We start from the raw sequence: 2475 nt of genomic DNA on the forward strand, positions 1-2475 counted from the left end.
CCCTCCGCGACGGCGGAGTCCTCCGCCGGGGTGCGGGCCAGTTCGGCGAGGCGGGCCTCGCGGCCGGCCACGTCGGCGAGCAGCTGCTCGGCGATGTCGTCGAGCAGCCGGTCCGGGTCGTCCGGAGCCATCTTGAGCATGGCGCCGATCGCGCTCTCCTCCAGCTCCGAGGCGACGCCGGCCAGCCACTCCTTGCGCGCGGACAGCCACTCCAGCCGGGCGTACAGCTCCTCGCTGCGGCTCAGCCGGGACCGCTCGGGCCGGGGCCCGGCCGCCCACTCCTCGACCAGCTCGGCGAGCAGCGCCTCGTCGCCGTTGGCGTACGCCCGGTTCACGCGGACGATGAACTCGTCCCGGCGGGCCCGGTCCTCGTCGTCGCCGGCCAGGTCGGGGTGGGCGGCGCGCACCAGCTCGCGGTACATGCGGCGCGCCTCCTCGCTCGGCCGGACCCGCTCCGGCGGCCGCACCGGGCGGTCGGTCAGCATCGCCTCCGCCTCGGGCGAGAGGCCCTCGGACTGGATCCAGCCGCCGAACAGCTCGTCCACACCGGGCATCGGCAGCACCATCGCGCGCGCCTCACGGGCCTTGCGCAGGTCCTCGGCGTCGCCGCTGATCGCGGCGGCCGCCTCGGCGATCTGCGCGTCCAGCTCGTCCAGCCGCGCGTACATCGGGCCGAGCCGCTGGTGGTGGAGCCGGGAGAAGTTCTCCACCTCCACCCGGAACGTCTCCACCGCGATCTCGAACTCGATGAGGGCCGTCTCGGCCGCCCGGACGGCCCGCTCCAACCGTTCGGTGGCGGGCTCGCCGGTCCCTTGCGTCTGCGGGTTCGTCACCCGGCCAGCGTACGCAACGCGGGCGCCGCGGATCACACCCCCGGCTCGGAGGCGATCCGTCCCGCGCGGATCGCGGCCAGCAGCGCCGAGTGGTCGGCCTCGGTCCGGTCCGCGTAGGCCACCGCGAAGTCCGCGACGGCCCGGTCCAGCTGCTCGCTCTTTCCGCAGTACCCGGAGACCAGGCGCGGGTCGGTGCTGTGCGAGTGGGCGCGGGCCAGCAGCGCGCCCGTCATCCGCGCGTAGTCGTCGATCTGGTCGGCGGCCAGCGCCGTCGGGTCCACGCTGCCCTTGCGGTTGCGGAACTGCCGCACCTGGAACGGCCGGCCCGAGACCGTCGTCCAGCCCAGCAGTTCGTCGCTGACCACCTGCATGCGCCGCTGCCCGCGCACCACCCGGCGGCCCTCGTGCTCCTTCTGCGGCGCGGCGAAGCCGGCCGACGCGAGGTGCGGACGCAGCACCGACTCGCGGGCCTCCTTCACCTGGAGGACCAGTGGCTCACCGTGGTGGTCCAGCAGCAGCACCACGTAGGAGCGGGTGCCGACACTGCCGGTGCCGACGACGCGGAACGCCACGTCGTGCACCGCGTAGCGGCTGAGCAGCGGCAGCCGGTCCTCGGAGAGCGTGGTGAGGTACTCGCCCAGCGAGGCGACGACGGCGGCGGCCTCCTCGTCGGTGACCCGGCGCAGCACCGGCGGCGCGTCCCGGAACCGCCGGCCGTGCGGGTCCTCGGTGGTGTCGGCCTCGGTGGACTTGGCGGCGAACCGGGCGCTGGTGTTGCGCCGCGCCTTCTCCGACACCTTCTCCAGGGTGCCGGCGAGGTTCCGGGCGCCGGTGTGCGAGACGAGGGCCTCGTCGGCGATGGCGTTCCAGGCGTCGGCCACCGGCAGCTTCGCCAGCAGCCGCATCGTGGACCGGTAGGAGGCCACCGCGTCGGACGCCGCGAGACGGCAGGTGTCCTCGTCCGCGCCCGCCACCCGCCCGGCGAGCACCAGCGACACCGCCAGCCGCTTCAGGTCCCACTCCCACGGGCCCGGCACGGTCTCGTCGAAGTCGTTGAGGTCGATGACCAGCTTGCCGCGGGCGTCGCCGTAGATACCGAAGTTCCCGGCGTGCGCGTCGCCGCACAGCTGCGTCGCGATGCCGGTGACGGGTGTGCCGTGGGCCAGGTCGTGCGCCATCAGGCCGGCCGAACCGCGCAGGAAGGCGAAGGGGGACGCGGCCATCCGCCCCACCCGGATCGGCGTCAGCTCGGGGAGCCGGCCGCGGTTGGACTCCTCGACGGCCACCACCGGGTCCGGCCGCAGCGGCGCCATGCGGAACGCGGCGTGCTCCGACCTGGGCACCGAGGTGCGCAGCTCCTTGCCCGCGTGCTTCGGCGACGCCTCGCGTGCCCTCGCCGCGAAGCCCTTCACCTGCGGTATTCGCCTCATGTGTGCCCCTGTCCCGTTGGCTGCCGTGCGCCGGTCGGCGCGGAAGGCACCTGCCCGTCTTCACGCTCAACCAGTGATCACCGGTTGCCTGCCGGAGACTACTGAACGCGCGGGGGCACGGTTCACCGGGGCGCGGCGGGACAGGGGGGGCGTGGAACTGGGGACGTGCGTCGCGGGGCCGGGGCGGCCCGGCACGCGGCCCGGGGCCCCGG

General features: G+C 74.8%; 2 protein-coding genes. Both read right to left on the bottom strand.

Annotated features, from left to right (window positions below):
* Positions 1-833, bottom strand: an 833-nt coding sequence (locus ACYVE9_RS22895; protein ID WP_461029782.1) for a hypothetical protein, incomplete at its 3' end; no start/stop codon positions are given.
* A 32-nt stretch (positions 834-865) separates the two neighbouring features.
* Positions 866-2263, bottom strand: coding sequence for a DUF2252 domain-containing protein (locus ACYVE9_RS22900; RefSeq protein WP_461029783.1), 1398 nt, complete (start codon positions 2261-2263; stop codon positions 866-868).
* Positions 2264-2475: the final 212 nt, after the last annotated feature.

This window comes from Streptomyces sparsus (assembly GCF_054776295.1).

Bases quoted from the DNA above. Each gene is read 5' to 3' on its own strand.
- ACYVE9_RS22900 (WP_461029783.1), bottom strand. From the start codon at position 2,263: ATGAGGCGAATACCGCAGGTGAAGGGCTTCGCGGCGAGGGCACGCGAG.